Origin of the sequence: Polaromonas sp. A23 (assembly GCF_002001015.1) — a bacterium.
Taxonomy (GTDB): Bacteria; Pseudomonadota; Gammaproteobacteria; order Burkholderiales; family Burkholderiaceae_C; genus Polaromonas.
Window position 1 is genome coordinate 191,768 of record NZ_MUNO01000017.1, and the last position, 26,253, is coordinate 218,020.

28 protein-coding genes are annotated in these 26,253 nt (G+C 61.2%); 21 read left to right on the forward strand and 7 right to left on the reverse strand.

The genetic code is table 11. The features are described from left to right. Positions 1–26 precede the first annotated feature (26 nt). The 3 genes from B0B52_RS08355 to B0B52_RS08365 all read left to right on the forward strand — a co-directional run bounded on the left by B0B52_RS08355 (position 27) and on the right by B0B52_RS08365 (position 1,460). Positions 27–590 carry a hypothetical protein gene (locus tag B0B52_RS08355; RefSeq protein WP_139351866.1) on the forward strand — a complete coding sequence of 188 codons (564 nt, stop codon included), beginning with the start codon at positions 27–29 and terminating at the stop codon, positions 588–590. A gap of 182 nt (positions 591–772) precedes the next feature. Then, on the forward strand, positions 773–1,159 hold the full coding sequence (locus B0B52_RS08360) for a YciI family protein (RefSeq protein WP_077593157.1): 387 nt from the start codon (positions 773–775) through the stop codon (positions 1,157–1,159). Between the two features lie 7 nt (positions 1,160–1,166). Next, the gene (locus B0B52_RS08365; protein WP_077593158.1) at positions 1,167–1,460 is read left to right on the forward strand and encodes a hypothetical protein; all 294 of its coding nucleotides are present in this window, start codon (positions 1,167–1,169) and stop codon (positions 1,458–1,460) included. A 41-nt stretch (positions 1,461–1,501) separates the two neighbouring features. Here the strand turns inward: B0B52_RS08365 and B0B52_RS08370 are convergent, their stop codons facing one another. Together B0B52_RS08370 and B0B52_RS08375 are read right to left on the reverse strand one after the other, a co-directional pair. Next, positions 1,502–2,428: a S9 family peptidase gene (locus tag B0B52_RS08370; protein WP_077593159.1), complete on the reverse strand. Its 927-nt coding sequence runs from the start codon at positions 2,426–2,428 to the stop codon at positions 1,502–1,504. A gap of 96 nt (positions 2,429–2,524) precedes the next feature. After that, positions 2,525–3,520, reverse strand: coding sequence for a LysR family transcriptional regulator (locus B0B52_RS08375; RefSeq protein ID WP_077593160.1), 996 nt, complete (start codon positions 3,518–3,520; stop codon positions 2,525–2,527). 119 nt (positions 3,521–3,639) lie between these two features. On the opposite strand from B0B52_RS08375, the gene B0B52_RS08380 reads away from it, so the two are divergent. From B0B52_RS08380 to B0B52_RS08390, 3 genes are all read left to right on the forward strand, one after another. After that, on the forward strand, positions 3,640–4,533 hold the full coding sequence (locus tag B0B52_RS08380) for an MBL fold metallo-hydrolase (RefSeq protein WP_077593161.1): 894 nt from the start codon (positions 3,640–3,642) through the stop codon (positions 4,531–4,533). A gap of 79 nt (positions 4,534–4,612) precedes the next feature. Next, on the forward strand, positions 4,613–5,338 hold the full coding sequence (locus tag B0B52_RS08385) for a DsbA family protein (protein WP_077593162.1): 726 nt from the start codon (positions 4,613–4,615) through the stop codon (positions 5,336–5,338). Further along, positions 5,335–5,724: a nuclear transport factor 2 family protein gene (locus B0B52_RS08390; protein ID WP_077593163.1), complete on the forward strand. Its 390-nt coding sequence runs from the start codon at positions 5,335–5,337 to the stop codon at positions 5,722–5,724. Before B0B52_RS08385 ends, B0B52_RS08390 begins: the two co-directional genes overlap by 4 nt. 6 nt (positions 5,725–5,730) lie before the next feature. On the opposite strand, the gene B0B52_RS08395 is transcribed toward B0B52_RS08390, so the two are convergent. Further along, positions 5,731–7,347 carry an alpha/beta hydrolase gene (locus B0B52_RS08395; RefSeq protein WP_077593164.1) on the reverse strand — a complete coding sequence of 539 codons (1,617 nt, stop codon included), beginning with the start codon at positions 7,345–7,347 and terminating at the stop codon, positions 5,731–5,733. A gap of 223 nt (positions 7,348–7,570) precedes the next feature. Here B0B52_RS08395 and mddA point away from each other — a divergent pair, with 223 nt between their 5' ends. The 3 genes from mddA to B0B52_RS08410 are packed head-to-tail and all read left to right on the forward strand — an operon-like array spanning position 7,571 to position 9,883. Further along, positions 7,571–8,344, forward strand: coding sequence for a methanethiol S-methyltransferase (gene mddA, locus B0B52_RS08400; protein WP_077593165.1), 774 nt, complete (start codon positions 7,571–7,573; stop codon positions 8,342–8,344). A 32-nt stretch (positions 8,345–8,376) separates the two neighbouring features. Then, entirely contained in the window at positions 8,377–8,886 is a 510-nt protein-coding gene (locus tag B0B52_RS08405; protein WP_139351867.1) for a PaaI family thioesterase, read from the forward strand. 1 nt (position 8,887) lies between these two features. Next, the gene (locus B0B52_RS08410) at positions 8,888–9,883 is read left to right on the forward strand and encodes an NADPH:quinone oxidoreductase family protein (protein WP_077593167.1); all 996 of its coding nucleotides are present in this window, start codon (positions 8,888–8,890) and stop codon (positions 9,881–9,883) included. A gap of 36 nt (positions 9,884–9,919) precedes the next feature. Here the strand turns inward: B0B52_RS08410 and B0B52_RS08415 are convergent, their stop codons facing one another. From B0B52_RS08415 to B0B52_RS08420, 3 genes are all read right to left on the reverse strand, one after another. Next, complete coding sequence (locus B0B52_RS08415) at positions 9,920–10,765, reverse strand: YhjD/YihY/BrkB family envelope integrity protein (protein WP_077593168.1); 846 nt, start codon at positions 10,763–10,765, stop codon at positions 9,920–9,922. A gap of 48 nt (positions 10,766–10,813) precedes the next feature. Beyond that, a complete protein-coding gene (locus B0B52_RS22450; protein WP_168173504.1) occupies positions 10,814–10,954 on the reverse strand; it encodes a hypothetical protein in 141 nt (46 codons plus the stop codon). A 62-nt stretch (positions 10,955–11,016) separates the two neighbouring features. Next, on the reverse strand, positions 11,017–12,012 hold the full coding sequence (locus tag B0B52_RS08420) for an AraC family transcriptional regulator (RefSeq protein ID WP_371327385.1): 996 nt from the start codon (positions 12,010–12,012) through the stop codon (positions 11,017–11,019). Positions 12,013–12,234: 222 nt separating this feature from the next. Here B0B52_RS08420 and B0B52_RS08425 point away from each other — a divergent pair, with 222 nt between their 5' ends. The 12 genes from B0B52_RS08425 to B0B52_RS08475 all read left to right on the forward strand — a co-directional run bounded on the left by B0B52_RS08425 (position 12,235) and on the right by B0B52_RS08475 (position 24,997). Further along, positions 12,235–13,857 (forward strand): carboxyl transferase domain-containing protein, encoded by a 1,623-nt coding sequence (locus B0B52_RS08425; protein WP_077593170.1) that lies wholly within the window; start codon positions 12,235–12,237, stop codon positions 13,855–13,857. 3 nt (positions 13,858–13,860) lie between these two features. Next, positions 13,861–14,646 (forward strand): enoyl-CoA hydratase/isomerase family protein, encoded by a 786-nt coding sequence (locus B0B52_RS08430; protein WP_077593171.1) that lies wholly within the window; start codon positions 13,861–13,863, stop codon positions 14,644–14,646. A 66-nt stretch (positions 14,647–14,712) separates the two neighbouring features. Then, positions 14,713–16,413 carry a PDZ domain-containing protein gene (locus B0B52_RS08435; RefSeq protein WP_077593172.1) on the forward strand — a complete coding sequence of 567 codons (1,701 nt, stop codon included), beginning with the start codon at positions 14,713–14,715 and terminating at the stop codon, positions 16,411–16,413. Between the two features lie 14 nt (positions 16,414–16,427). After that, on the forward strand, positions 16,428–17,099 hold the full coding sequence (locus B0B52_RS08440) for a DUF4126 domain-containing protein (protein ID WP_077593173.1): 672 nt from the start codon (positions 16,428–16,430) through the stop codon (positions 17,097–17,099). Further along, positions 17,092–19,083, forward strand: a complete 1,992-nt coding sequence (locus B0B52_RS08445) for an acetyl/propionyl/methylcrotonyl-CoA carboxylase subunit alpha (RefSeq protein WP_077593174.1) — start codon at positions 17,092–17,094, stop codon at positions 19,081–19,083. Before B0B52_RS08440 ends, B0B52_RS08445 begins: the two co-directional genes overlap by 8 nt. 57 nt (positions 19,084–19,140) lie before the next feature. Continuing rightward, the gene (locus B0B52_RS08450; RefSeq protein WP_077593175.1) at positions 19,141–20,070 is read left to right on the forward strand and encodes a glyoxylate/hydroxypyruvate reductase A; all 930 of its coding nucleotides are present in this window, start codon (positions 19,141–19,143) and stop codon (positions 20,068–20,070) included. 4 nt (positions 20,071–20,074) lie between these two features. Next, complete coding sequence (locus B0B52_RS08455) at positions 20,075–20,983, forward strand: hydroxymethylglutaryl-CoA lyase (protein ID WP_077593176.1); 909 nt, start codon at positions 20,075–20,077, stop codon at positions 20,981–20,983. Next, a complete protein-coding gene (locus B0B52_RS08460; protein WP_077593177.1) occupies positions 20,983–21,750 on the forward strand; it encodes a YbaK/EbsC family protein in 768 nt (255 codons plus the stop codon). Before B0B52_RS08455 ends, B0B52_RS08460 begins: the two co-directional genes overlap by 1 nt. Then, the gene (locus B0B52_RS08465; protein WP_077593178.1) at positions 21,747–22,385 is read left to right on the forward strand and encodes a 2-hydroxychromene-2-carboxylate isomerase; all 639 of its coding nucleotides are present in this window, start codon (positions 21,747–21,749) and stop codon (positions 22,383–22,385) included. The genes B0B52_RS08460 and B0B52_RS08465 overlap by 4 nt, the downstream gene beginning before the upstream one ends. Before the next feature lie 217 nt (positions 22,386–22,602). Then, complete coding sequence (locus B0B52_RS08470) at positions 22,603–24,261, forward strand: MFS transporter (RefSeq protein WP_077593179.1); 1,659 nt, start codon at positions 22,603–22,605, stop codon at positions 24,259–24,261. 108 nt (positions 24,262–24,369) lie between these two features. Further along, positions 24,370–24,516 (forward strand): hypothetical protein, encoded by a 147-nt coding sequence (locus B0B52_RS22455; RefSeq protein WP_168173505.1) that lies wholly within the window; start codon positions 24,370–24,372, stop codon positions 24,514–24,516. Between the two features lie 13 nt (positions 24,517–24,529). After that, complete coding sequence (locus tag B0B52_RS08475; protein ID WP_077593180.1) at positions 24,530–24,997, forward strand: hypothetical protein; 468 nt, start codon at positions 24,530–24,532, stop codon at positions 24,995–24,997. Here B0B52_RS08475 and B0B52_RS08480 read toward each other — a convergent pair. Then, entirely contained in the window at positions 24,987–26,099 is a 1,113-nt protein-coding gene (locus B0B52_RS08480; protein ID WP_077593181.1) for an ABC transporter substrate-binding protein, read from the reverse strand. The genes B0B52_RS08475 and B0B52_RS08480 overlap by 11 nt on opposite strands. Positions 26,100–26,253 lie beyond the last annotated feature (154 nt).

The following is a 26,253-nucleotide window of genomic DNA, read 5'->3' on the forward strand; positions in this document are numbered from 1 at the left end:
TTCAAGAACGATAAGGAGTACACCTCATGCAAAGAACGCTCGCATATTTGATCGCGGTTATGGTCTCGATGGCATTGACCGCGTGCGGCAGCTTCTCAAAAATTGGAACTGCACCTCCTGTTGGCGTCGACGGCGTGGCGTGTGTGGGCACGGTAGCCGACTCGCTTGCCCAGGCCATTGACACCACCGATACAGCATCGCTCAACGAAGCGCGCGCTGCCTCCGGCAAGGGCGGGGTTTGCGCAGGCAAAGCCTTTGTGGTGCAGCAACCGATCAAGGTCTACCGCGTTTTTGATTCAAGCCGCAGCAGCTCCGCTTTTGGAAGGTGGTGGTCCCTGGACAAGCCGGCAGGTGCCAAAGAAAAATATCGCCAGGACTTTGCAATCTGCAATGCGTGGAGCGCCCTGGATCGCCTGACCTCGTGCGAAATCAAACCGGGCTCAACCCTTGTCATTGGCACCACGCAGAGTGTGGTGTGCGAAGAGGGCACCTATCCAAAATCTGCCAACCTTCAGGTCTACCTGCAAAACGACGCACCAGCCAACAAACTCGTTGTCGAGAACTGCCGCGACGAGGGTGCGTGGCCGTAACCTGCTGCCGTGAGCCATACCGCTTCGATGCGGTGAAATCAGCGCCTATTTCAGTGCTATCAGCTTGAACCGTTCGCCCTGCGGCTTTGCGCAGGGCTGCTTTTTTTGCGGCTTTCATGTCGAAATACGGGCGCCCCGTTCGTCGTGCAGGTGTAACGTTCAAAACCTGAAAGGAACCTGCCATGAAATACCTGTGCCTCGCCTACTACAACCCCGAAAAATTCGCCGCCATGGCACCTGCCGACGTGCAGGCGCTGGTGAGCCAGTGCCCGGCCAAAGATGCAGAACTCAAGAAAACCGGACGCATGGTGGTCAGCGCGTCACTCGACGGCCCGCAAGCCGCGTTTGCCCTGCGCCCAATCGGCGGCAAGACGGTTGTGACCGATGGGCCCTATGCCGAAGCCAAGGAAATGGTTGGGGGTTTCTTCATCATTGAAGCAGCGGATCGGGAGGAGGCGGTGCGGGTGGCTTCGCTGCATCCGGCGGCTACATTGGGCGAGAGTGTGGGATGGGCGATTGAGCTGCACCCTATTGGGTTTTTTGAGATGGACCGTACACGCGGCACATAAGGCATTGATGGATATTCTGCGTTCGATGGCGGTACTGATCAGCCAACCCTGGCTTGCCTTGATGCCTGCGGCCTTGTTTGCCGTGTGTGCAATGGCAACAAAGAGCCGGACGGTATTTGTTGTGGCGGCCCTCTGGCTTCTGTATGGCCTCTACGAGCTCGCGATGAAATTCCGCGTCCTCTGTTCTGGTGAATGCAACATACGCATCGACCTGCTGGTGTTGTATCCGCTCCTGCTCGTGGCTACGTTGGTCGGGTTGGTGACGGTTGTGCTCGCGGCAGTGCGGCGGGCTCAAGCGTAAGGGTGAATGGATGGCCGAGGAGCGGCTGGCCGGAATAGACCCTAACGAGCCGCCATGCCGAAACCGCGGAGAAAACTCTCTACAGCGGCAGACCAAACAGGTAAACCATCCTGGGCGTAGAAAAGCAGGTGTCCGTCATTGCCATGCGGCGGGCCCATGACAAAGCGCCCCTTCCCACCCGCAGACTGAAACGCGTTGTACCAGGCCCTCGAAGCGGCGGGGCCGAAGTACTTGTCGTTCTCGGAATACAGCCACAGCACCGGCACGGTGGTGGTGCGCGCGTAGCCGGATATGACGTTGGCCATGGTGTCGGCTGCGCAGGGAATGCCGTCTTTGCCGTTTCCGCCTCGCCCGCCCGACATGTTGATTACCGCTACGACACCCTGCGGGTTCAGCGCCGCCGTTGCCAGCGAAGCGAAACCGCCAGCCGACTGGCCCATAAGAACAATGCGCCGGTGATCGAGTGAAGGGCGCTTGCGCACGAATTCAATCGCCGACAACACGTCGCGGGCGGCTTCGCTTCCTGCCCGGTCGTACCGCGGGCCGTTCTCGCAGGAACCGGTGCTTTCGGCGTAGTTGCCTGGCGAGGCGCCATAACCTCGCCGCATGGGCACGAGTACGGCGAAACCCAGTCGCAACATTTCCTTGATCTGCGGGATGAGTCTGTAGCGGCCCATGATGTCGCGGTCGCGCGCGCGGGAGGGGCTGCCGTGACTGAGCACAATGACGGGAAACGGCCCGGTGCCCTGTGGCTGAAAAAGCGTTCCGGTTAACGGAAAGGCCTGTTCCTGCGCAGTGGCCGCATGCAGCGGAATCGTGACGATTTCTTCGCGCAGTTCCGGCAAAATTTCCTGTGCACTGCCCAAGGCGTTTTTCCATGAATCGTCTTGCCCGCGTGCGGGCAGGGATGTCAGGGCGATTGCGGCAAGCAAGACGGCGCACCCCGTCTGCAAATGAAGTTTGGCCATCAGTCATTCTAGGCAGTGCTTGCCGATCAAAGCCACTATTTCAGTGCTTACCTTCTTGCCGCTTCGATGCCGCATACGTAATGAGGCTCAAGGCCTTCATCGCTTGGCCCGGGTGGCGCTGCCGGTAGCGCCGGCAACCGCGCGGGCTTTGGCTGTCTTGGCAACCTTCGTCGCATGGCCGCCTTTCGCAGGCCGGTCCCAGGGCGCAACATCACCACTGAAGCGCTTAGCCAGAAAGTCCAGCATCACGCGCAGCACCAGGGGCTGGTGCTGGCGCGACAGGTACACCGCGTGAATGCCCAGTGTTTCCGGTTCGTAGCCCGGCAGCAGGCGCACCAGCCGGCCCTCGGCAACGTCTGCGCTGATGAAGTAGGTGGGCATCAGCGCAACGCCCAGGCCGTCCAGCGCAGCCTGGCGCGTTGCGGCCACTTCGTTGCTTTGCAGCGGCCCGCTTACCGGCACCTTCACGGTTTTGCCATCGCGTTGCAGGCGCCACTCGGTCGGGCCCACGTGGGCGTGCGTCAGGCAGCGGTGTGTGCGCAACTGCTCTGGCGTGGTGGGCGTGCCGTGGGCGGCCAGGTAGGCCGGGGCTGCGCACACCACGGAATGGCAACTGGCCAAACGCCGCGCCACCAAGGTGTCGTCGAGCTGGTTGCCAATGCGTATGGCCAGGTCCATGCGCTCTTCGACCAAATTCACTGTGCGCTCCAGCGCGATCAACTCAATCTGCGTTTGCGTGTGCTGCTTCAGGAAGTCAGAAACCGCAGCCGCCAGGTGAGCCTGCGCGAAGGAGGTGCTGGCGGTGATGCGCAGCTTGCCGGTGGGAACCGTGCTGCGCGCGCCGGCGGCGGCTTGAACATCATTCGTCAGCTCCAGCACCTGGCGGCAGCGCGGCAGGGCCTCTGCACCGGCGTCGGTCAGGCTCACGCGCCGGGTGGTGCGGTGCAGCAGGCGTGCACCCAGCCAGCTCTCCAGGCTCTCCAGGTAGCGCGACACCATGGCACGTGAGATGTCGAGCGCCTCGCCCGCCTCGGTCAGGCTGCCGCGGTCGGCCACCTCTGTAAACACCTGCATTGCGCGGATTCGATCCATAGAGCGGCGCGGCTAATTAGGCCGATTTAGTAGACAAATTGATGTCTAGTCTACTGTTTATCTCTTGAGATAGAGCTAATAAAGTTCAATCTTCTTCAACACCAACCGAAAGATTGAACATGTCCACCTTCAAAACCCTGGTCCGACTGATTGCTCCCGCTGCCCTGACGCTGGGCGTAGCCGCCACCGATGTTGCGGCGCAAACAGCTGCTGCGCCGTTGACCCTGCAGGTCTACAACGCCGATGCCAACAGCTTCCATGTGAATGCCGTGCTGGTCGCCGGCCAGACCGACGCCGTTCTGCTGGACACCGGCTTCACCCGTGCCGATGCCCTGCGCATTGCGGCCATGGTGCTGGACAGCAAGAAGACGCTCAAGACCATTTTTATCAGCCAGTCCGACCCTGACTATTACTTTGGTATCGAGGTGCTCAAGCAATATTTTCCGGACGCCAAAGTGGTGACCACTGCACCGACGCTGAAAAAGATTCAGGCGACCCTGGCCACCAAGCTGCAGGTGTGGGGCCCGCGCATGGGTGCCAATGCACCCAAAAACGTGCCGCTGCCGGAAGTGCTGGCAGGCAACAGCATTGCGCTGGAAGGCCAGACGCTTGAAGTGCGCGGCCTCGACGACAGCCTGCCGCACCGCAGCTATGTGTGGATTCCATCCCTCAAGGCCATTGCCGGCGGCGTGAACGTTTACGCCGGCCTGCACCTCTGGACGGCCGATGCGCAAAGCGTGCAGGAGCGTGCTGACTGGTCGAAGAAACTGGGCGTCATGGCTGCGCTGCAACCTGCGGTTGTGATTCCTGGCCACAGTGCGTCGGGCGCGAAGCAGGATGCATCGCAGATCGCGTGGAGCCAGGCCTACCTGACGCGCTTTGAGCAAGAGCTGCCCAAGGCTGCCAACAGCGGCGCTTTGATTGGTGCAATGAAGCAGGCTTATCCCGATGCGGGCCTGGGCATTGCGCTGGATATCGGCGCCAAGGTCAACAAGGGCGAAATGAAGTGGTAAGCCTCCTGGGCGCCCGGATTTATCCGGGTGCCCGGTTCACGGCTAGCCGAAAAGATTGAAACGGAACAGGACAACAACCATGTCAACCACGACTCTGCATTACATCCATGACCCGCTATGCGGGTGGTGCTACGGTGCAGCACCGCTTGTTGCTGCCGCCCGCAAGGTAGTGGCGGTGCAGGCGCACGGCGGCGGCATGATGGCAGGCCAGAACCGGCAGCCCGTCACGCCCCAACTGAGCGCCCATGTGGTTGCGCATGACAGGCGCATCGCTCAACTGAGCGGGCAGCCATTTGGTGACGCCTATGTCAATGGGCTTTTGCGCGACACATCGGCCGTGTTCGATTCTGAGCCACCCATTGCGGCCGTGCTCGCCGCAGATGAAGTCGGCTCTCGTGGGCTAGACATGCTGGCGCGGCTTCAGGTGGCGCACTACGTGGAGGGCCGGCGCATTGCAGATCGCGCCGTTCTCGTTGCGCTTGCTACGGACTTGGGGATGGAACGCGTAGCGTTCGAGCAAGCGCTGGATCGCGTAAGCGGCGAAGCGACGCAGCGCCACGTGGCGGAGAGCCGGGCCCTGCTGGCGCGCGTGGGCGGCGGAGGTTTCCCGACCTTCGCGCTCGAACGCGATGGGCGTACGAGCCTCATAGACTTCGGCCAATACCTTGGGCGGCCGCAGGAGTGGCAGGCATGGCTGAAGACCCAGGTTCCGGCGGAGGCAGCATCCGCGGCCGCGACGGAGTTTGGCTGTTCACCCGATGGATGCGTCATTCCCGCTCCCACCAACACGGATCAGACAAAATGAAAACCAACATCGACATCATCAAGGCCCACTATGCAGCCTCTGACCGCCTCGACATCGCCGCAATGATGGCCGACGTTTCGCCTGAAGTGCGCTGGACCGAAATGGCAGGCTTTCCGTGTGCCGGTACCTGGGTCGGGCCACAGCAAGTCGTCAACAACGTTTTTGCTGTGTTGGGTTCAAACTGGGAGGGCTATCGGTTCAAGCTGGAGCGCCTGATCGATGCCGGCGACAACATCGTGGGCATCGGCGACTACCAGGGAAGGTACCGCACCAGCGGCAAGTCGATGCAGGCGCGGGTTGTCCATGTCTGGCAGCTGCAGGGTGGCCAGATTGTTGCCTTCGAGCAGTTCACGGACACGCTGCTTGTGCAAAGGGCAATGGCTTAGTTGCGGCTAGTCTTGTTGGTGTGCAGAGAAATCCAGAATCGCCTGGATGACGGGTTCGCTGTCCCCGCACCACCAGAAATGATCGTCCCCTTCGAGCGGGCGCCAGACTGCACCGGGAATGTTTCGCGCAAGATGTTCGCCCGCTTCAAAACGGACTGCCCGGTCGCCTCGCCGGTGCATCACAAGTGTTGGCACGGCGATGCGCTCCAGATCGGCGCGCATGTCGGTATCGCGCAGGCCTGCAAGAATGGTTTCGAGCCCTCCGGGAGACGCCGCATGCCGCACGAGGCGCGCCCACCAAGCGCGTAGCGCGGGGTCGTCCTTCTCGCTTGGCGCAAACGTCTCGATGCCTACCGGCCCGCCCCAGGCCGCACTGAGCCGCTCCAGCCACACGCCATACGCACCTGCGGACAAAGCCCAGGGGTAGTCGGGAGCAGCGGAGCCTCGGGCCAGTGATCCAAACAGGCATAGGCCCTGGATCCGGTCCGGATGATCGATGGCCAGGCGCATCGCTCCCATGCCGCCCTCGGACGATCCGAAGAGCCATGCCTTGGGCACGCCCGCATGCTCGAGGATGGCCGCGATATCGGCAGCCATGGCAGAAGGCGTGCTGGTTGCGCCCAGGCGCTCGGATAAGCCGACACCGCGCCGGTCGAACATGATCACCTGGAAGCGATCCGTCAATGCCTCGATAAGTGCGCGAAACGGTGGGTATTCCAGCACGATCTCAATCTGGCAAACGAAGCCGGGAGCGATCACCAGGGTTTGTTCGCCTGCTCCGAGTGCCGTATAGGCAACGACGCCAAAACGGCTTTCGGCGAAACGCACGTTCGGCCGAACCATCCGGTTGGACGACACACGCTTCAGGTCTTCCGTCAATCGCAGGTAGGCCTTCTCGGTTTGCGGGCCAGGCCGGATGCCGAACTCCGCTCTCAAGGCGTCCGCACAGCGCGTGTAGGCCGCCTCGACGCCGGCGCTATGGCCCTGGCGAGCGTGCAACTGCATCAGCAGCACGTAGCTCGGTTCACGGTACACGTCCTGCGCAATTAAAACTTCGGCAAGCTCCAGCGCCGGCGCCAGGTCGCTCTGCCTGCCAAGCGCGTCAATCAGGCGCTCGAGCAGACGCGCCAGCAGGCGCTCGTGCTCAATGGAGGCTGCCTTGAGCCAGTCGTCAAAAATGTCAGACCCGAAAGCGATACCTTGCAGCAGTTGGCGGCGCGCCCGCTCCACCCATTGGCTGGCTTCCGTCAGGGCGTTGTCGTCGAGAGCCGCCGCAGCGACTGCTCCACGGGCGAAAAGCATGAATTGAAGTGCATCGATCTCGACCACCTGGGCAATGAGCGCGAGGCAATCATTGTTGGAAGAAAAAATCCTGCTGCTGACCGCGCCTTCGATCGTATAGATCAACCTGCGCAGGCGGGCGCGCCCCCGCGTTTCGTCCGCGTCCGGCCACAGTACGGTTACCAGATGCGCCCGTGGTACGGGCCCGGTGTTGAAGGCGAGATAGGCGAGCAGCGCGACGGCGCGCTTTAGCGGGAGTGGTGTTTCACGTCCCTGTACGAGGGTCAGGGGCACGCCGAAGATTTGCAGTTGCAGCGCGGGTGATGGAAGGTGCGGCGGCATGGGGTGTTTATAGCGGCGCAGGCGTTTTTTGCATAGGGACGTTCAAGGGACGCCAACCTTCTAACCTTGCGCACATCGCTATGCCATTCCATATACCCAAGAGGCTTTCGCGATATGCTGCGGCAGCCAGGTCAAGCGCTCGGGCGCTGCACATGCTTCCCCATTCTTGCCTCAGCGCGCAGCGCCGGGGCGTCAGTTCATCTTTGCAAACAGGAGGTCGCCCATGCGCGGTCTGTTTTCGTTTCTCTACGGCGTGATTGCCTACATGGCCGGTATGTCCGCTTTGCTGTACTTCGTTGGCTTCAGCGGCAACCTGTTGGTGCCCAAGTCGGTGGATGTTGGCGGGAGCGCACCTACGGGCGTTGCCGTGTTAACTGATGTTCTGCTATTGGCCCTGTTCGGCATTCAGCACAGCGTGATGGCCCGCCAGGGCTTCAAGCGCTGGTGGACACGCATCGTCCCTCCCGTCGTGGAGCGCAGCACCTATCTGGTGGCCACATGTACCGTGCTGGCGGCGATGTTCTGGTTCTGGGTGCCGATAGCCGAGCCGATCGTGTGGCGGGTCGAACACGGCACCACTGCGGCATTGCTGTGGGGCCTGTTCGGGCTCGGTTGGTTGCTGGCTCTGGTCAGCACCTTTTTGATCAACCATTTCGAGCTCTTCGGACTGCAACAGGTCCTTGTACGCCTGATGCGGCGTGCTCAGCCCGAGACCCAATTCAGGACGCCACTGCTTTACCGCTATGTGCGGCACCCGCTGTATGCAGGTCTGCTGCTGGGCCTCTGGGCTGTGCCGGTCATGACGGCCGGGCGACTGCTGTTCGCCCTCGGGCTTAGCGCCTACATCCTGATCGGCATCGCCTTCGAGGAACGCGACCTCCTCAAGCAATTCGGTGACCGCTACCGCAGGTATCGCGAGCAGGTCGGCATGCTGATTCCCCGCGCGGGATCTTCCACGGGAGTGACGGGCGGTCGCCTGGATGCCGAGGACCAGTGATTTCTGCAGATTTTTCCAACGAGGACCTGAGTATGGAATCAGTGACACACAGTCCGCGCGCATTCGATGCGGCCCACGACCCCTTTGACGATGGCCGCGCCCTGCAGGACCGCCTGCAGGTACATTGCTTCGGCTGCGGCACGCTCAATGAACGGGGGTTGCACATCAAGAGCCGCTGGGACGGTGGCGAGTTCGTCTGCATCTGGCAACCCGGGCCCGAGCACATAGGGTTCCCGGGCTACGTCTACGGCGGCACGATTGCGTCTGTTGTTGATTGCCACGCCATCTGGGCGTCGGTGTCAATGCATTGCCGGGAGACGGCGCATGACCTGAACAGCGGCCCACCGCCCTTTGCCGTGGTGACTGGCAGCTTGCGTGTGAACTACCTTAAACCGGCATTGGTGGCCCAGGCGCTGGAATTGCGCGCGCGTATCGTCGAGCATGGTGAGCGCAAGTCGATCGTGGCCTGCAGCGTGCGCCAAGGTTCGGTGGAATGCGCCACAGCCGAAGTGATCACCGTGCGCGTGAAGGCATTGGGCTGAGATGCGCGCCGTCATCTGCAACAGCTTCAACGGCATTGGCGCACTTGAGTTTGGTGAGATTGCTGACCCTGTCCCGGGTCCGGGTCAGGTGCTGGTTGACGTTCATGCGGCCGCAGTCAGCTTCATGGACACGCTGATCGTATCCGGCCGCTACCAGTTGAAGCCGGTCCTGCCTTTTGTTCCTGGCAGCGACGCCGCGGGGATCGTGCTGGCTGTTGGCGAGGGCGTCCAGCGGGTGCGCGTGGGGGACAGGGTGGCCTGCAGCCACTGGTACGGTGGCATGGCCGAGCGCATGGTGACACCCGAGTGGGGGGTCACGAAACTGCCGGACAGTGTCAGTTTTGAGATCGGCTCGACGGTGCGATACGCCTACGGTACCGCTCACTACGCGCTGACTCGCGCACAGTTGCAGCCGGGGGAAACCGTGTTTGTCAGCGGCGCGGCCGGTGGTGTTGGCATGGCCGCTGTCAACCTGGCGAGCCAGCAGGGTGCCACGGTGATTGCCGGCACCAGCTCGGCAGCCAAGGGCGACGCGGCACGCGAGCAGGGTGCGGCCCATACCATTGACTACTCTTATGAACCAGTACGCAGCCGGTTATTGGAACTGACCGAGGGTCGTGGCGTGGACGTTTATTTCGACAACGTCGGTGGTGCCCTGTTCAGCACCGTGTCGCGGGTGATGGCTTGGGGTGGTCGCATTCTGCCGATCGGGTTCACGGGCGGCGAAATACCCAGCCTCGCCATGAACCTTCCGCTGATGAAGAACTACAGCGTGATGGGTTGCTACTGGGGCGCCTGGACGGAGCGGCAGCCGCAGGAAAGCCATCTCGCTGACGAGCAACTTTTTGCTGCGGTGGGGCAGGGCACTCTTCGGCCCCAGGTCTCGGAAGTTCTGCCCTTGCCGTCATTCGCCGAAGCCTTGCAGCGGCTCGAACGCCGTGAAGTGATGGGACGGATTGTCCTGCGCGCAAAACAGGGCCCTGACGCGCCCGCATGACGCCGATGAGGCAGCGACGGGTTACGGGAGGGGCTGTTACGCACGCGACAGCCGTCGCGCAGGTTGTCCCCCAGAGCGCGGCAAGCTGGCACTGACCACCGCTGCGGCCAGCGTGACGAGCCACGAGTAATACACCCACACCAGAAAGGCCAGCAGGGGCGCGAAGGCTCCGTAGATCGTGCGGTAGGTGGGCACGTTGGCCAGGTAAATCGCAAAGCCGTGCTTGCCCAGCTCGAAGGCAACGCCGGCCAGCAGGCCGCCCACGATGGCGTCACGCCACCGCACGACGGTGTGCGGCACAAAGCGGAACAGGCAGGCAAAACCGGCAACACCCAGAGTGAGAGATCCCAGGTTCAGGGCGTGAGGCACCCACGCGGGCCGCGGCCCCACCAGGCCAGCCGAGGCGGCCGAGAGATAAGACGCAGCCCACAGGCTGGCGCCGATGATCACCGGGCCGGTGAGCAACATGGAAACGTAAAGAACCAGCCGGCGCAGCACGGTGCGCGGCTTCTTCACTTGCCATATCCGGTTGAGCGTGTTCTCCATGCTCAGGAGCATGGTCAAGGCCGACACCAGCAAAATCACAAAGCCCACCTGCGTGAGGCCGCCGGCGTTGCCCGCGAACTGCGCCAGATGTTTCAACACCGTCTTGGCGATGTCGGCCGGCAGCAGGCCGCGCAGCAGGTGGCCGCGAATCGCTTCGCCAGTCGTACGCAAGGCGGGGACCTGCGCAAACAAGGCGAAGCTCACCGCCAACAGCGGCACCATGGACACCACCATCGTGAACGTGAGGCCACCCGCCGCCTGGGCAAGGCGTTCCTCCCGGCCACGCCGGAGAATGAGGCTGATCAGGTTGCCCTGTTTTCGGCTTGTGTTTGTCATGGAAGCGATGGATTTACGCCAGTCAGACCAGGATGTGCGCCTGTGGGCTTAACCCAATATGCGCACCAGTCCATAGATGGAAAGTATTCCGCATAGCACCAGGAGTGCGGTTTTTGCTGTGCGGGCACCGACCAATGTACCGATGACGCTGCAGGCCAGGATGGCGCCGAAGATGTAGCTTGTTTTCATGCCTCGATGGTAAAGCCTCGCCTGGCCCGACATACGGCGTGGGTTGAGGATTCGCAACACCCTTACCCCTGCGAACCCTTGCGAAATTCCCCGGGACTGGTTCCCGCCCATGCCTTGAACGCCCGGGTGAAACTTTTTTCGTTGGTGAATCCTGCGGCCGCTGCCACTTGCTTGACCGGCTTGCTGCTGCGGTACAGCAGTTCTTTTGCCCGCTCGAAGCGCACTTCGTCTTTCAAGGCCTGGAGTGAAGCGCCTTCTTCCTTGAGCTGCCGGTGCAGCGTGCGCGCAGAAATGTTCAATAAAGCCGACACGCCCTCGGCGTTATGGGCCAGATCAGGGTGCGTAGACAAAACCTGCCGGACCTGCTGCACCAGCAACCTGTCCCGGCGGTATTGAAGCACCGTCAGCGGCAGGGCGCGTTGCAACATCTGCTGCAAGGCCTTTTCATCGCGGCGCAGCGGCAGTGCCAGGTAACGCGCATCGAAACGGATTTCGGCGTGTGCGGCATTGAAGCGCAGTGGGCCGGGAAACATCAGTGTGTAGGCGTCTTCATGCGGCGGCGCGGCAAACGGAAAACGCGCGCCTTGCAGCGGAATCCGCGAGTCGATGTACCAGCAGGCCAGGCCGTGGATGTTGCGCAGCACGTGCACCAGGCAGAACTCGCGCGCAGCTTGCCCATGGCGAGCCAGGTCACCGCGCTCCTCGATCTGGATGGCGGCGCTGTCGCCGGTGATCACCAGCTTCAGGCGGATGTCATATGCCAGCAGGCCATGGTGGCGACACCATCGCTTCAGCGCCACGCCCAGGTCGGGCGCGCTGAGCGAGGCCCTGGCCAGCATGCCGTAGCTGCCCCAGGGCAGTTTTCTGGAGAAGGCGCCCAGGGCTTCATCATCGAGCTCCTGCATCGCGGTGCCGGAAAGAATTTCCATCTGCCGGGCACTGATGTGGGCCGCAGCTTGCTGCAGTTTGGCTGGCGTGATCTGTGCCAGCTTGAGGGCGTTATGGGGGCTTTGATGGCGTTGCTGGTAAGCCGCAGCAATGACCCGTGCAAAAGCCATGGGTGTAGCAGCGGGGGCTTGGACGGGGGCGGTGTTCGGCGTGCTGGCGAGCATGCACCGAGTTTGTCTCAGCTTGGCACGATTTGCAACCTGCATGGCGGCTACAGGACGGGATTTGGGCCTAAGCTGGCGGATTGGCGGTAAGGTGTGGCTTGGCCGCGCCTGGCCCGAACGCGAGATGCGTTTGCACCCCAAGCCGCGCGATTCGAATCGAGGAGACACATGCCAGTTCTGGAAACCAAACTCAACGCCCGCTCTGCCGACTTTCAGGCTAATGCTGCCGCCATGCGCGCGCTGGTGGACGACCTGAAGGTGCAGGTGGCCAAGGCCGCTGCCGGCGGCGGTGAGGCGGCCCGTGCCAAACACGTGGCGCGCGGCAAGCTGCCGCCGCGCGAGCGGGTGCAGATGCTGCTGGACCCGGGCACGCCTTTTCTGGAGCTGGCTCCGCTGGCCGCCCTGGCGATGTACCCCGACCGTGACGGAACCGACAGCGCGCCGTGCGCCGGCCTGATCACCGGCATAGGTCGTGTCAACGGCGTGGACTGCATGATTGTCTGCAACGACGCCACGGTCAAGGGCGGCACCTACTACCCGATGACGGTCAAGAAACACTTGCGCGCGCAGGAAGTGGCGCAGCAAAACTGCCTGCCCTGCGTTTATCTGGTGGACTCGGGCGGCGCCAACCTGCCCAACCAGGATGAGGTGTTTCCCGACCGCGACCATTTCGGCCGCATCTTCTACAACCAGGCCAACATGAGTGCGCAGGGCATTGCGCAGATTGCTGTCGTCATGGGCAGTTGCACGGCAGGTGGCGCTTACGTGCCGGCCATGAGTGACGAAAGCATCATCGTCAAGAACCAGGGCACGATTTTTCTGGGTGGCCCACCGCTGGTCAAGGCTGCAACAGGCGAGGTGGTCACGGCCGAAGACCTGGGTGGGGGCGACGTGCATACCCGTCTCTCGGGTGTGGCTGACCACTTGGCCCAGGACGACCTGCACGCCCTCGCGCTGGCGCGCAATTGCGTCAAGAATTTGAATAAAAATACGGCTCCAGCCCTTATTGCACGCGCGCCAGCAGCTCCTAAATTAGTAGCGGAAGAGCTTTACGGCGTGATTCCGGTGGACACGCGCAAACCCTTTGATGTGCGCGAGATCATTGCCCGCATCGTGGACGGCAGCGAGTTTGACGAGTTCAAGGCACGCTATGGCACCACGCTGATTTGCGGCTTCGCCCTTATTGAAGGCATGCCGGTTGGCATCATCGCCAACAACGGGATTTTGTTCAGCGAGTCGGCCCTGAAAGCCACCCACTTCATTGAGCTGTGTTGCCAGCGGAAAATTCCGCTGGTGTTTTTGCAGAACATCACCGGCTTCATGGTGGGCCGCAAATACGAAAACGAAGGCATCGCCCGCAACGGCGCCAAGATGGTGACGGCCGTGGCCACCGCCCAGGTGCCCAAGTTCACCATCATCATTGGCGGGAGTTTTGGTGCAGGCAATTACGGCATGTGCGGTCGGGCTTATTCGCCGCGTTTTCTCTGGATGTGGCCCAACGCGCGCATCAGCGTCATGGGGGGTGAACAGGCCGCTGGTGTGCTGGCAACAGTCAAGCGCGACGGTATTGAAGGCAAGGGCGGCAGCTGGAGTGCCGAAGAAGAGGAAGCGTTCAAGGCCCCGATACGCCGCCAGTATGAAGACCAGGGCCACCCCTATTACGCTAGCGCACGCCTCTGGGATGATGGGGTGATTGACCCGGCCGATACCCGCCGCGTTCTGGCACTGGGTTTGAGGGCCTCCCTTAACGCGCCGATTCCCGAAACGAAGTTCGGCTTGTTCCGGATGTAAGCCATGAAACATCTTCAACTCAACCTGCAGGGCAGCGTGGCAACGCTGGTTCTCAACCGCCCCGAAGTGCGCAATGCCTTCAATGACGAGGTGATTGCCGAATTGACCCAGGCCTTTACAGAACTGGGCCAGCGTGATGAGGTGCGCTGCATTGTGCTGGCCGCAGAGGGCGTGGCCTTTTGCGCCGGCGCCGACCTGAACTGGATGAAGCGCATGGCGGACTACACGCGCGATGAAAATGTTGCCGACGCCGGTGCGCTGGCCGAAATGCTGCGTGTGGTCTACACCTGCCCCAAACCGACGATTGCCAAAGTGCAGGGTGATGTGTATGCCGGCGGTACCGGGCTGGTCGCAGCTTGCGATATTGCGGTGTCGGTGGATACAGCCGGCTATTGCCTGAGCGAGGTCAAGCTGGGCTTGATACCGGCAACGATCAGCCCCTACGTGATTCTCGCCATGGGCGCCCGCGCGGCCCATCGCTACTTTCTGACGGCCGAGCGCTTCAGTGCGGCGGAGGCCTTGCGCATTGGTTTTGTGCATGAGGTGGTGCCCGCCGCTGAGCTTGATGCGAAGGTGGCGGAAATAGCCAAGTCCCTGGTCAATGCCGGACCACAGGCGGTTCGCCTCTGCAAGAAGCTGGTGCAGGACGTGGCGGAGCAGGAGATCACGCCCGCGCTGATCAAGGCGACGGTGGAAGGCATTGCCGACATCCGCGTCAGCCCGGAAGGGCGTGAGGGCGTGCAGTCTTTTCTGCAGAAGCGCAAGCCTGGCTGGTTTGGGCAGACTTGATCGTTGTATGGGACCTTTACGCTGTATCGTCCCCCACCAGGGCCTGGTTCAGGCAAGGAGTGTTGCATGGCTGCTGCGATGAGAAACGTTTTTTGTTCCGTCCTGGTGCTGGCCACGGGGCTGTCCGGGCACGCGATCGCGCAGGCGCCGTTGGCCGACACGATCACCGAGGCACAAGCCAGAGCTTTGCTGCTAACGGCCGCTCATCGGATAGGCCATGCGCTGGCACCGTTTTGCGCGCCGAAGGCGTTTGCGAATGCTGGCGCCCTGGTTCTCACACTGTCCAAAGACCCGTCACACAGGGTCCAAGCGTTCGCTGTTGTTGAGGGTGGGCCGGCTTATCTTGCGGGTTTGCGTAATCGTGATACGGTGCTGTCGGTCAATGGCCGGGTAGTCGTCGCCCAGACCCAGCTTGAATTGATGCAACAGGTCTGGCGGCCGGCCGTCAACGCGGCTCTGGATGGGCCGCCCATGGCGTTGCGCATCAGAACCGAAGGCGCGGACGCGCAGGAGCGCGAGATCAGCATCAAGCCGGTGCCGACCTGCTACGGCGGCGTAGCGCACCTGAAAGCGCGGGAGCTTGATGAAGAACTCCGGGTCGCCGGAACAGTCGGGCTCGATCCCTCCACGGTAATGATATTTTTGCAGGCGCGCACCTCGGGTTTCGCGGCGGTGGAGGCCAATAGCTACGGCCACTCTTTGAAGTCTGTCGGCCAGGTGTTGAACCTCTTTGCCGCTATCACGGGTAAGCCGACGTCCGACACGCTACGCGACGTGACGCCTTATATGCAGGCCGACCATCTGCGCGCGGACTTCGTGGCGATGCTCGCGCTGTTGCGGGCCGGCCAGGCGCTGGACAAATACCTGGACTACCTGGGCCAAAACCCTGCCCTGCACGGGACCGAAATGGGCGTGAAGCGCCAGAACGTCAGCTACAGCACCGACCAGCTGAATCTGCTCAAAGAAGTCATGCAACTGGTGGTTGCCCGTGAGTTCGGAGCGGCAGCCCAAAAGGTGTCGTTCTCCCTGCCGCCGGGCCTGGCGACGCCCCCTGCCGCGATGGCGGGAGTGTCAAACGTTCCGGTGGCGCCATCGGCTATGGAGGCGTCTGTCTCAGCGCCTGTTGCTCCCGCGCCGGCTGTGGCCACCGCCGTGCCAGCCGTTGAAGAAAAGCGTGTGCCAGCTCACGCGCAGCCCGTGCCGCTGCCCTCCGGTTTTGCCCCTGATACCAGCCCTCAATTCCTGCCGCGAAAACTCGGGGATAAAAGCTTCAGCATTTACGAACGTTGGCTCAAGGCCCCGGCACCCAAGGCGGTCGCGATTTCCGGGCGCGGTGCGATAGGTACGGGTCGCGGCTTCAACGCCATGCAGGATGCCCTGGCGCTGTGCAACCAGCATGGCGCCGTGTGCGCACTTTATGCGGTGGACGATCATGTGGTCTGGGACCCTTCCAGCGAAGCGGCATTGGCGGCTGCGGCTTACCGGCGCAAGCTGGAACTGCCTGCTCCGGACGCGACCGGTTTTGCCGCGTTGGACGATATCGAAGCCGTGCCTCGTCTGAGTGCCAAAGGGCGGGAGCTTTATCGCGAATGGCTGGACAAGCCCTTTCCGCGTGCCGTGGCTATCTCGGAGAAAGGTGCGATCGCGCGCGGATACGGGGATGTGGGGGTCGCCAAGGCCCTGGAAAATTGTGAGCGCTTCAAGTCGCCCTGCCGCCTGTATGCCGTCAATGACAAAGTGGTATTCGTGCCCTTTGCGCCAAAGTAAGGTCGCGTCGCAACATGCAAGCTATGGACACCGCGCAACTGATTGCCCTCGCCGGTGCGCTGGGTTGGGCCAGTGGCGTGCGGCTTTACCTTGTGGTTCTGCTCACCGGCTTGGCCGGATTCATGGGCTGGATCCAGTTGCCGCAGGGGCTCCACCTGTTAGCGCATCCGGTGGTGCTAGGTGCCAGCGGCTTCATGGTGTTCGTGGAGTTTTTTGCAGACAAGATTCCCGGGCTCGATTCGTTGTGGGATGTGGTCCACACCATGATCCGCATCCCAGCCGGTGCCGCACTCGCGGCGGGCGTGTTCGGCGCTGACAGCGGGTTGATGGCGCTGGTGGCAGCGCTGATGGGTGGCACGCTGGCGGCCACCAGCCACGCGGCGAAGGCCACAACCCGCGCAGCCATCAATACCTCGCCGGAACCTTTTACCAACGTGGGGGTTTCGCTGCTGGAAGACGGCATGGTTCCCGCGGGCTTATGGCTGGCGATTGCGCATCCCCTGGTGTTTTTGGTTTTGCTGATTCTCGTGCTGATTCTCAGCGTGTGGTTGATCCGCATTTGCTGGCGCTTTCTGAGGCAGCTTTTTGCCCGGGTGGCGCGCATCTTCAGTGGCAAGCCCGATATTGGGCCGTCACCGGCTTTCACCCTGAAATCTCCCTTCTCAAAGAACGATCGACATGTTTAAAAAAATACTGATTGCCAATCGCGGTGAAATCGCCTGCAGGGTGGCTGAGACCGCCCGGCGCATGGCGATCCAGACCGTGGCTGTCTACTCTGATGCGGACGCTGGCGCCAAACATGTGAGCGTGTGCGATGAAGCCATCCACATCGGAGGCAGCGCGCCCAAGGACAGCTACCTGCGCTGGGAAAAAATCATTGCTGCAGCCAAGGCCACTGGCGCGGAAGCGATTCACCCCGGTTACGGTTTTCTCAGCGAGAACGAGGAGTTTGCCCAGGCCTGCGGTGACGCCGGACTGGTTTTCATCGGCCCACCTGCTTCGGCCATCAAGGCCATGGGGTTGAAAGCCGAGTCCAAGCAGCTGATGGAAAAAGCCGGTGTTCCGCTGGTGCCCGGTTATCACGGCAGCGACCAGGATCCGGCTCTGCTCAAGCGGGAGGCGGACCGCATTGGATACCCTGTGCTGATCAAGGCCAGCGCCGGTGGCGGTGGCAAGGGCATGCGCGCGGTGGAGAAGTCGGAAGATTTCGAAGCGGCATTGGCTTCCTGCAAGCGCGAAGCCATCAACAGCTTTGGCGACGACGCGGTGCTCGTGGAGAAGTATGCGCAGCGTCCGCGTCATATCGAAATCCAGGTGTTCGGCGACACGCACGGCAACTACGTTTATCTGTTCGAGCGTGACTGCTCGGTTCAGCGCCGCCACCAGAAGGTGCTGGAAGAAGCCCCGGCGCCAGGCATGACGCCAGCGATGCGCAAGCAGATGGGTGAAGCGGCGGTGGCGGCTGCCCGCGCCGTCAATTACGTTGGGGCGGGTACGGTCGAGTTCATCGTTGAGCAGCGCAGCGATGGAACCATGAATTTCTTCTTCATGGAGATGAATACGCGGTTGCAGGTCGAGCACCCTGTGACGGAGGCCATCACGGGGCTGGACCTGGTGGAGTGGCAACTGCGCGTGGCTTCGGGCGAGAAGCTGCCGCTGGCGCAGGAGCAGTTGCGCATCCACGGTCATGCGATTGAAGCGCGTATCTGCGCCGAAAGTCCTGACAACAACTTCCTGCCGGCCACAGGCACGCTGCACGTGTACGGCTTGCCGCCTTCGGTGTCATTTGAGCGCGGCCTGGTACGTGTGGACGCTGGCGTGCGCGAGGGCGATGTCATTTCGCCGTTTTACGACTCGATGATCGCCAAGCTGATCGTGCATGGCGACACGCGTGAGCAGGCGCTGGCACGCATGGACGAGGCGTTGGCGCAGGTGCACATCGTGGGCCTGAGTACCAATGTGCAGTTTTTGCGGCATGTGGTGCAAAGCCGCTCGTTTGCCGAAGCCGACCTGGACACCGCGCTGATTCCGCGCGAACAGGCGGTGTTGTTCAACCAGGAGAAGATTGGATTGCCTGCGGCTGCCGCGGCTGCCGTGGCCTTGAGCTTGTTGGAAGAAAAGGCGCAGGAAACCGACGACCCTTTCAGCAAGCGCGATGGCTGGCGTTCGCACGGTGTGACCCTGCGGCGGTTTGAGTTCGAGTTCCATGGCGAGCCGGCCCGGGCCGCGCTGACCTATCTGCATGACGGTGGGCTGCGTCTGGCCGTGGGCGGTGCGGATGACACCCTGGTGTTTGCCAGCAAAGGCGGCGCGGTGGATGTCCGGTTCGGCGAGCAGCGGTTCAGCGCGCATATCTATCGCCGCGGCGAAACCGTGCATGTGTTCGCGCGCCAGGGTGCCACGCAGATCACGGTTATTGACCAGTTGGCCCATGCCGGTGAAGCCCATGGCGAGGCCGGCCGGCTGACTGCGCCCATGCCTGGCAAGGTGGTGTCGTTCGCCGTAAAGGCCGGCGACAAGGTCGCCAAGGGCCAGGCGCTGGCTGTGATGGAAGCCATGAAGATGGAGCACACGATTGCGGCACCGGCCGATGGCGTGGTGCAGGAAATTCTGTACGCACCCGGCGACCAGGTGACCGAGGGCGCAGAACTGCTCAAGATGGTTGCTTAGGGATGATGGTCTGCACGCTTGTGCAGACATGACGTTAACGCGCGGCACAATCACGGCATGAAAATTTCCTTCTGTTGCACTGATACCAAAGCCGAACCCTGGCTGGCCGGATTGCGCGCTGCCCTTCCAGGTGACGAGGTTGAGCAATGGGAGCCGGGTGCTCCGCCCGTCGACTATGCCGTGGTGTGGATGCCGCCACAGCAATTTCTGGATGAGCAGCCACAGCTCAAGGCCCTGTTCAATATTGGTGCGGGCGTAGACGCGTTGATGAAGATGCGCCTGCCTTTGCATGCCGCTGTGGTGCGGCTGGACGATGCCGGCATGTCGGTCCAGATGGCTGAATATGTTAGCCACGCGGTGATCCGGCATTTCCGCGAGTTCGACGGCTATGAGGCCGATGTGAAGCAGGGAAAATGGTCCTACCGCAAGCCCCGACTACGCACGGACTTCCCGGTCGGCGTAATGGGGCTGGGGGTGCTGGGTGAGCGCGTCGCCACGACACTTCGGCAGTTTGAATTTCCGGTGCTCGGCTGGAGCCGATCCCCGAAAGAAATTCCGGGTATGCAGTGTTTTTCGGGCGATGCGGGATTTGAGGATTTCCTGTCTGCAACCCGCATCCTGGTGTGTTTGCTGCCGCTCACACCCGGCACCCAGGACATCATGAATCGGAAAAACCTGTCCCGACTGATGCCGGGCGGCTATGTCATCAATGTGGCGCGCGGCGCACATCTGGTGGACGAAGACCTGATTGCGCTGATCGACAGTGGTCACCTGGCCGGCGCGACACTGGATGTGTTTCGCACCGAACCGCTGCCGCCGGCACACCCGTTCTGGCAGCACCCCAGGATCACTGTCACGCCACATACCTCGGCGCGTACCCTGCGTGAGGAGAGCATTGCGCAGATTGCGGGCAAGATCGCGGCGGTCCAGGCGGGGCTGACCATTTCCAGTCTTGCCGGTGTGGTTGACCCGAAAAAAGGATACTAGACATATGCAATTACCTTCCAAAGTCAAAATTGTTGACGTCGGTCCGCGCGACGGCCTGCAAAACGAAAAGGCGCCAGTACCGGCTGCGGTCAAGATCGAGCTGGTGCATCGCCTGCAGGACGCGGGCCTCACTGAGATCGAGGTCACGAGTTTTGTGTCGCCTAAATGGGTGCCGCAAATGGCTGACAACGCGGAAGTGATGATGGGCATCAAGCGCAAGCCCGGCGTGCGTTATTCGGTGCTTACACCCAACATGAAGGGGTTCGAAGCTGCGGTGTTGTCCAAACCTGACGAAATCGTGGTGTTTGCTGCAGCCAGCGAGGCATTCAGCCAGCGCAACATCAACTGCTCGATAGAAGAAAGTATTGAACGCTTTCGTCCGGTGACTGAAGCTGCACTGGCCAAGGGCATCCGCGTGCGGGGAGCCATCTCCTGCGCCGTCGGTTGCCCTTATGAAGGCGAAGTGGCGCCGGAGCGTGTGGAGATGGTGGCACGTCTGCTGAAAGACATCGGCGTACAGCACGTTGGGGTGGCCGACACGATTGGCGTGGGCACGCCGCTGAAAGTGCGACGCGCAATGGAAGCGGCGCTGCAGCACTATGACATCGACGACGTGTCGGGGCATTTTCACGATACCTACGGCCAGGCCCTGGGTAATACGCTGATTTGCCTGGAAATGGGTATCTGGAATTACGACACCTCGTCGGCCGGCCTGGGCGGCTGCCCGTATGCCAAGGGCGCAACTGGCAACGTGGCTACAGAGGACGTGGTCTACATGTTGCATGGAATGGGCATAGATACAGGCATTGATCTGGACAAGCTGATCGACGCCGGCAAGTTCATCAGTGACTTCCTGGAGCGCAAGCCCAACTCGCGCGCGGCCACCGCACTGCTGAACAAGAGGGCTGGCTGATGTGTGGCGCGGAGTTGACTGTGTTGCCTGAGGGTGTGCGGCGTGTGGCTGCCGTGCTGCAGGCTCAGGGCCACCCCCATATGCCCGTTATGTTGGACGATGCAGCCCGCACTGCGCAGCAGGCGGCGGATGCACTGGGCATTGCGCTCGGACAAATTGCCAAGAGCATTATCTTTCGCCGTAAATCCGATGATGCAGCGGTGCTGGTCATCACGGCGGGTGATCAGCGGGTAGACGAGAAGAAGGTGGAAGCCCTGATTTGCCCGGACGGAAAACGACTCGGGCGGGCCGATGCCGAGTTTGTGAAAGCGCGTACCGGTTTTTCGATTGGCGGCGTATCGCCTATCGCGCATGCCACGCCGCCTGTCACGCTGATCGACCAGAGCCTGTTTCGTTTCGACGAAATCTGGGCAGCGGCCGGCCATCCGCACGGCGTCTTCAAACTGGAACCGCAGCAATTGGTGACATTGACCGGCGCGCCGGTGGCCGATGTGGCCGTAGACCCGGTTCAGGAAAAGCTGACGCAGGCTCGCGCTATCTATTTGGTAGCTGCCCGGGCCGATGAAATAAGGGCTTTAACCGAAAACATCCCGTCTCCCTGCATCTCGGTGTGCCGCATGGATGCAATCAGCGGGTTGTGTGAGGGCTGCTTCAGGACACGTGATGAAATTGCCGCCTGGAGCCAGGCAAGCGATGCCGGCAAGCGGGGCGTGTGGAACCTGATCGAACAACGGATGGCAGCGTTGCAGTTGTTGGCCGCTTCATGAAGCACATAACCTTTTACCTGGACTTCATCTCGCCTTACGCCTATCTGGCGTTCGAGAAATTGCCTGAAGCATTGAAAGGCATCAGCTACAGCGTGACCTACAAGCCGCTGCTGTTTGGCGGGTTGCTCAAGCATCACGGCCAGCTCGGTCCTGCGGAAATTGGCGGCAAGCGCGAATGGACTTACCGCCAGGTGTTGTGGCTGGCCCATCAGCAGGGCGTTTCCCTGCAACTGCCTGCCAGCCATCCTTTCAATCCACTGCCGCTTCTGCGACTGGCCGTGGCGAGCGATACACACGGCACGCCCAATCGTTATGTCTGCGAGACGATTTTTCGCCATGTCTGGCAGACAGGCCTGGACGCCACGGATGCGCAGCGCACCGACGCACTCGCGGCGCAGCTGGCTCCTCAGCGCGAGGTCAACGGTGGAGACGTCAAGGACCAATTGAAATCTCACGGTGACGAGGCTATCTCGCAAGGGCTGTTTGGCGTGCCTGCGATGGTGGTGGACGGCAAGGTGTTCTGGGGGTTTGACGCCTTGCCGATGCTGCGTGCCTACCTGCACGGTGATGCGTGGTTTGACGGCGCCGAATGGAATGGCGTGGCCAGAATACCCAGTGAGCAGCGCAAAAAATAGCGAGCCGGCAACGTAAGGGATCGGTACGCGATCTGTCTGCTTTCCGTAGAGAGGTGGCTACAAGCTGAAATTTTGTTCGGGTTTTCCCTTGAGTTGTCAGGAGCCAATAAGTTTGGCGCAAGGTTCTGTTGGTTTCACGTCAGAGCTGGGTCAGTCACTCCAAAAATAATTGCGCAAGCCTCCATGTCGGGGGCCTTTATTTTTTGGAGACAAGATCATGACAACAGCTGTCGCCAACAGGCCGATGACGGGTGAGGAGAAGAAAGTTATCTTCGCTTCTTCCCTCGGTACTGTTTTTGAGTGGTACGACTTTTATCTTTACGGTTCGCTGGCCCCCATCATTGCCAAGCAATTCTTCAGCGGCGTGGATGCTGGTTCGGCCTTCATTTTTGCCCTGCTCGCATTTGCCGCCGGTTTCATCGTGCGCCCCTTCGGTGCGCTGGTGTTCGGCCGGCTCGGCGACATGATCGGCCGTAAATACACCTTCCTGATCACCATCCTGATCATGGGTTTGTCGACCTTTATCGTCGGCTTGCTGCCAAGTTACGCCACCATTGGCGTTGCCGCTCCGGTCATCCTGATCGCACTGCGCATGCTGCAAGGCCTGGCACTGGGTGGTGAGTACGGTGGCGCAGCCGTGTACGTTGCAGAACACGCGCCTCAGGGCAAGCGTGGTGCTTACACCTCCTGGATTCAAACCACCGCTACGCTGGGTCTGTTCCTGTCGCTGATGGTGATTCTGGGTACGCGAACCGCCTTGGGCGAAGCCGCGTTTGCCGAATGGGGCTGGCGCATTCCCTTCGTGGTCTCCATTCTGCTGCTGGGCGTGTCGGTGTACATCCGCCTGAGCATGAACGAGTCGCCGGCTTTCACCAAGATGAAGGCTGAAGGCAAGACCTCGAAGGCACCCTTGTCCGAATCTTTCGGCCAGTGGAAAAACCTGAAGATCGTTATCCTGGCACTGATCGGCCTGACCGCCGGCCAGGCCGTGGTCTGGTATTCGGGCCAGTTCTACGCGCTGTTCTTCCTGACACAGGCGCTCAAAGTGGACGGCGCAACGGCCAACATCTTTGTGGCTGTTTCGCTGCTGATCGGTACGCCTTTCTTCATCGTGTTCGGTGCGCTGTCGGACAAGATAGGCCGCAAGCCCATCATCATGGCCGGTTGCCTGCTGGCTGCGCTGACCTACTTCCCCGTGTTCACCGCGCTGACGAAAGCCGCTAATCCTGATCTGGCTGCTGCCCAGGCGAAGAACAAGGTGGTTGTGACTGCCGATGCGAACGAATGCTCGTTCCAGTTCAACCCCACGGGTACCGTCAAGTTCACCAGTTCTTGCGACATTGCCAAACAGGTGCTTGCCGGAGCCTCAGTGAGTTATGAGAATGCACCGGGCGCCGCCGGCACACCTGCCAGCATCGCCATTGGTGACACCGTCATCCCCGGTTATTCCGCCAAGGGTCTGCCTGCCGACGAAGCCAAGAAGAAAGACGCCGAGTTCAAAAAAGGTGTGGCTGACGCACTGAAGACCGCGGGCTACCCCACCAAGGCCGATCCGGCGAAGGTGGACAAGTTCATGGTGATCGCCATCCTGACTTACCTGGTGCTGCTGGTGACCATGGTTTACGGTCCGATTGCAGCCATGCTGGTGGAGATGTTCCCGACACGCATTCGCTACACCTCCATGAGTCTGCCGTACCACATCGGCAACGGCTGGTTCGGCGGCCTGCTGCCAACTACCGCGTTTGCCATCGTGGCCCAGACCGGCAACATGTACAACGGCTTGTGGTATCCGATCATCATCGCTGGAGCCACGGTTGTCATCGGCACCTTGTTCATCAAGGAAACCAAGGACGTTGATATCTACGCTGACGACTGAAGCGAGTTATGAAAAACAGGCGGTTCTGGACACAGACGACCAGACCGCCCAGAGCAAGTTCGCAGGCTCCCCTTTGAACGGGAGCCTGTTTTTTTTTGGAGAAACCTCATGTGGAAAATTGCAGTAGGATTTATTATTTTTGCGGGGCTGGCCCTGTTTATGTTGAGCAAAGGCGGCGACATCGACATGGGTGGCGAGAAACACGGCGCTGACGCGGTGCATGCGCCCGAACCCGCCGCCAGCAGCGCGAAGTAAAACAGGATTTTTTATGCGTTACGTCAAGACTGAAGCCGGGCAGAAGGCGCTGAAGGACCGGTCGTTGCTGGCGCCGCGGCAGCGCTCCGCTTTCATTCTTTTTGACGGAAAACGCTCGCTGAAAGAGGTGCTGGAGGCCACAGCGGGCCTGGGCGTGACGTCCGACGAGCTGGTGCAGCTGGTGGAACTCGGTTTACTCGAACCCGATCCGCAGTCTATTCGTGAGCAGACGGACAAGTTGGCAACGGCGGCTGCCGTGGTGGCGGGGAAAGAAAGCAGCGACGCTGCGAACGACCGCTACAGGAAGGCCTATCCGCTGGCCGTCCAGCTGACCAGTGCCTTGGGCTTGCGTGGCTTCAGGCTGACCCTGGCTGTGGAGGGGGCAGCCGACGTCGAGGCCTTGCGCGCCTTGCTGCCCAAGATCAGAGACGCGGTCGGCGCGGACAAGTGCCGCGAGCTGGAGCAGGCACTTAACGCCTGAATTTTCCGTCGGTGCCGATGATGGAGAGATCGGCGAAGTCAAGGCCGGTATGGTCTTCGGGTGAAAAGTTCACCTCCAGGCCGCCGATGTCGAGCTTGCGTATGCTTTCAAGCGCGACCTGGATTTTTTCGCGGGTTGGTTTCGGGCCGGCGCGGCGCAGGCCTTCGACAAGCACCTTCGCGGCAGCAAATCCTTCAAGCATGGCCGGGCTGATGTCGCTCGCACCTTTGGCTTTGGCCATTTCCTGGGCTTCCTTGACCATGCCGTAGGAAATCGAACGCTCATAAGGGAAGACCTGGGTCACGATCACGCCGCGCGCATTCTCACCCAGGCTTTTGATGAAGCCACTTGACGCATTGTTCGACAAGGTCACGATCTGCGCCGCGGAACCCGCTGCGCGGAAAGCCTTGGTGCCGTCCACCACGGCTTGCCCCGAGGCCACCATGATGACCGCTTGCGCATTGGACTGGACAATCTTCGGCGTAATGAGGGTGAAATCAGGCTTGCTTCGATTGAATTTTTCCAGCACTGCGGGCTGCAGCTTGGCGGTGGCCAGGCCTTTTTGCGCACCAGCCACGCCATCTGCACCAAAGCTGTCATCGGCGTGAACAATGGCAATGCGCGTGATGCCCATGGAGTGCAGGTGTGTGATGGCTTTTTCAGCCTCGCGCTGGTAAGTGGCGCGCACATTGAATACATATTTCTTGACGGGCTGGTGCAGCACCATGGCGCCAGTGGACGGACCCACCAATGCCACACCATGTTTTTCAAGGTGCGGAAGGATGGCCTCGGTATGTGGTGTTCCGCGTGTCAGGAAGAGCGCCACCACGTTTTTTTCCTCAATCAGCAGCCGGGCGTTTTCACTTGCGGTCTTGGGATCAAACTTGTCGTCCATCGAGATGAGTTCGATCTTCTGGCCGTTAACTCCGCCTTTGGCATTGATGGCATCAATGTAAAGTTTTGCGCCGTCCGTCGTTTCTTTCACACCCGCGCCCACCGGGCCGGTAAATCCGGCGGTTTGCCCGACCAGGATTTGTGCCTGACTGGCGTGAGTCAGTGCGGCCATGACAAGGGCTGCGCACCATAAGCTGGGTTTTCTCATTGAAAGCCTTTAACGGGTTGATTTGTTGTAGAAAATTGGAGCATCAAAGCGCGAACTTCGCAGTAGGACAAACCGCATACAAGTGCAAATCAGTGGTCCAAGTGGTTTTGACCCCACACGGTGCAGACGCAAAAAGCGCTGACTAGAATGTTTG